This window comes from Bacteroides sp. CAG:633, assembly GCF_000435115.1.
In the GTDB taxonomy this organism is placed as follows: domain Bacteria; phylum Bacteroidota; class Bacteroidia; order Bacteroidales; family Bacteroidaceae; genus Bacteroides; species Bacteroides ndongoniae.
In genome coordinates, this window is record NZ_FR882988.1 from 1 (window position 1) to 3,273 (window position 3,273).

Genomic DNA, 3,273 nt, shown 5'->3' on the forward strand with positions numbered 1-3,273 from the left:
GGGCCGTCTGGTGACGGTGGCCGACGGTTTCCATCCGGGAAGCGAGGTGGCCAATATGTCTGTACTGGGTTATAATCTGCCGCGGGTGTACGAAGGCCGCGGACCGCTCGAAGCCGCCAGCATCGGTGTAGACCTGAAGCCGGGCGAAATGGCCATGCGTTGCAACATCATCTGCATCGAAGGTGACCATATCAAGAACCATTCAGCCGGACACATCACAACAGAAGAGGCCGACGAACTGGTACGCTACCTGCAAGAGCAGCTGGGTGACGACCGCATCCACTTCTATACAGGCGTGCAATATCGTCATCTGCTGGTAGTCAGGGGAGGAGATAAACGTATCGACTGTACGCCGCCTCACGATGTGCCTCTGAAACCTTTCCGTCCGCTTATGGTGAAACCGCAGGCTGGCACCGAACACATCAGCGTGCCCGAAGGCAATGCCGACCTGACGCCGGCACAGACAGCTGAGCTGCTGAACGACCTTATTCTCCGTTCACAGGAACTGCTGAAGAATCATCCTGTCAACCTGAAACGCATGGCCGAAGGCAAGGACCCCGCCAACAGCATCTGGCCCTGGAGCCCGGGTTATCGTCCGCAGATGGAACCGTTCTCGCAAACCTTTCCGCAAGTGAAGCGGGGAGCCGTCATTTCGGCAGTCGATCTTATTAACGGTATCGGTTATTATGCCGGTCTGCGCCGCCTGAACGTGGAAGGTGCTACCGGACTGTATGATACCAACTACGAAAACAAAGTGGCTGCCGCCCTTGAGGCATTGAAGACGGACGACTTTGTCTATCTGCATGTTGAGGCCAGCGATGAAGCCGGACACGAAGGCGACGTCGCACTGAAGATGCGTACCATCGAGAATCTGGACAAGCGTGCCGTAGGCCCTATCTACGAAGCCGTGAAAGACTGGGACGAACCGGTAGCCATCGCCGTGCTGCCCGACCATCCCACGCCCTGCAAACTGCGCACGCATACGGCCGAGCCAGTGCCTTTCCTCGTCTGGTATCCGGGCATCGAACCCGACGAAGTGCAGACCTTCGACGAAGTGGCTGCCTGTAACGGCATTTATGGGCTGATGAAGGAAGACGAGTTTATCAACGAATTTATGAAACAAGCATAAGCAACTCACAGAAACAGAAACTATGAAATACTACAGTACCAATAAACAGGAAAACAACGTCAGTCTGGAAGACGCGGTGGTAAAAGGACTGGCTACCGATAAGGGACTCTACATGCCCGATGTCATCAAGGCCTTGCCGCAAGAGTTTTACGACCAGATAGATACGCTGAGCTTTCAGGAAATAGCTTATCGGGTAGCCGATGCTTTCTTTGGCGAGGACGTGCCTGCCGATACGTTGAAGCAGATTGTGTACGACACGCTGAGCTTCGACGTGCCGCTGGTCAAAGTTACCGACAACATCTTCTCGCTCGAACTGTTTCACGGCCCGACGCTTGCCTTCAAGGATGTGGGCGGTCGCTTCATGGCCCGTCTGCTGGGCTATTTTATCCGTAAGGAAGGCAAACGGCAGGTCAATGTGCTGGTAGCCACTTCGGGCGATACGGGCAGTGCCGTGGCCAATGGCTTTCTGGGTGTAGAGGGCATTCACGTGTATGTGCTCTATCCCAAAGGCAAGGTCAGCGAGATACAGGAAAAACAATTCACTACGCTGGGGCAGAACATCACTGCCCTTGAAGTGGACGGTACTTTCGACGACTGCCAGGCACTGGTTAAGTCGGCCTTCATGGATCGTGAGCTGAACGAGCATCTGCAGTTAACTAGTGCTAATTCGATCAACGTGGCCCGTTTCTTGCCTCAGGCGTTCTACTACTTCTATGCCTATGCCCAGTGGGTAAAGCAAATGAAGGCACGTTTTGGCGAGGGCGAACAGCTTGCTGCGGTATTGTCGCGTGGTCCTGTAGTCTGTGTGCCCAGCGGCAACTTTGGCAACATCACGGCCGGTCTGTTCGGCAAGCGCATGGGACTTCCCGTCAGCCGCTTCATTGCTGCTAACAACCGTAACGACATTTTTTATCAGTATCTTCGCACGGGTATCTATACTCCCCGTCCCAGCATCGCTACTATAGCCAATGCGATGGATGTGGGCGACCCCAGCAACTTTGCCCGGGTACTCGACCTCTACGGACATAGTCATGCAGCCATTGCAGCCGAGATCAGCGGAGCTACCTATACCGACGAGCAGATAGCCGACACTATGCGCTGTGTGTGGAAGGAGCATCAATACCTGCTCGATCCGCATGGCGCCTGCGGGTATCGTGCCCTTAGCGAAGGCTTGCAACCGGGCGAAACGGGCATCTTCCTCGAAACAGCCCATCCGGCCAAGTTTAAGGACACAGTGGAGGGTATTCTGGGCGAATCCATCAGCATCCCCGAGAAGTTGCAGGCTTTTATGCGCGGCGAGAAACAGAGCATCCCGATGTCGAAGGAGTTTGCAGCTTTCAAGCAGTACTTGATGACGGTATAAGAGATATGTAGAGACTGTTTGCAGAACAGTCGGAAACTTGGTCCGCCGATTTTCCTTATAAATCTTCAGAAAAGGAAAATCGGCGGACATGCGTGAAGAGGATATTGCTTTTTTACGGAAAAACAGAGAGAAATGTGAACGAAAATGCTGCTTTTTTGTTAGTTTAGCATCAGTTATTAAAAAAAGAAGAATGTATATGTTATCTATTTTGTTAACGGCAGCGGCGACTGCTGAAAAAACTACAAATGAATTGAGCCGTTTGCAGGTGTTTGCGGAACAAATGTACGACTGGGGCATCAATGCCGGTAAGCACCTGATCAGTGCAATTATCATTTTCATAGTGGGACGTTTTCTGATCTCCTTCTTGCAACGGATGGTTGCAAATATCATGATAAAGAGGAAGGTAGATCCAGGTATACAGAGCTTTGTCAGGAATGTGATGAGTATCTTGCTGACAATTCTGTTGGTAGTGGCTATTATCGGAAAGCTGGGCATTGAGACTACCTCGTTTGCTGCTTTGCTGGCATCGGCCGGTGTGGCTATTGGTATGGCGCTGTCGGGCAATTTGCAGAACTTTGCCGGTGGACTGATTATATTGATTTTGCGCCCTTTCAAAGTGGGCGACTGGATTGAGAGCCAGGGTCAAGCCGGTACCGTGCGCGAAATTCTGATTTTTCATACTTTGCTGACTACTGCCGACAACAAGGTAATTTATATCCCTAACGGTTCCTTGTGCAGCGGAACGATTGTCAATTACAGCCGTGAAGAAAATCGTCGTGTA

General features: G+C 52.0%; 3 protein-coding genes. All 3 read left to right on the top strand.

Features of this window, described 5'->3' with window-relative positions; genetic code table 11:
* Nucleotides 1-1,129, top strand: a 1,129-nt coding sequence (locus QVP67_RS02045) for a cofactor-independent phosphoglycerate mutase (protein WP_288179805.1), incomplete at its 5' end; no start/stop codon positions are given.
* A gap of 22 nt (nt 1,130-1,151) precedes the next feature.
* Nucleotides 1,152-2,492: a threonine synthase gene (thrC, locus tag QVP67_RS02050; protein WP_022161894.1), complete on the top strand. Its 1,341-nt coding sequence runs from the start codon at nt 1,152-1,154 to the stop codon at nt 2,490-2,492.
* 196 nt (nt 2,493-2,688) lie between these two features.
* Nucleotides 2,689-3,273 (top strand): mechanosensitive ion channel family protein (locus tag QVP67_RS02055; protein WP_288179806.1); only part of this gene is annotated, 585 nt, incomplete at its 3' end.

Bases quoted from the DNA above. Each gene is read 5' to 3' on its own strand.
- thrC (WP_022161894.1), top strand. From the start codon at position 1,152: ATGAAATACTACAGTACCAATAAACAGGAAAACAACGTCAGTCTGGAA.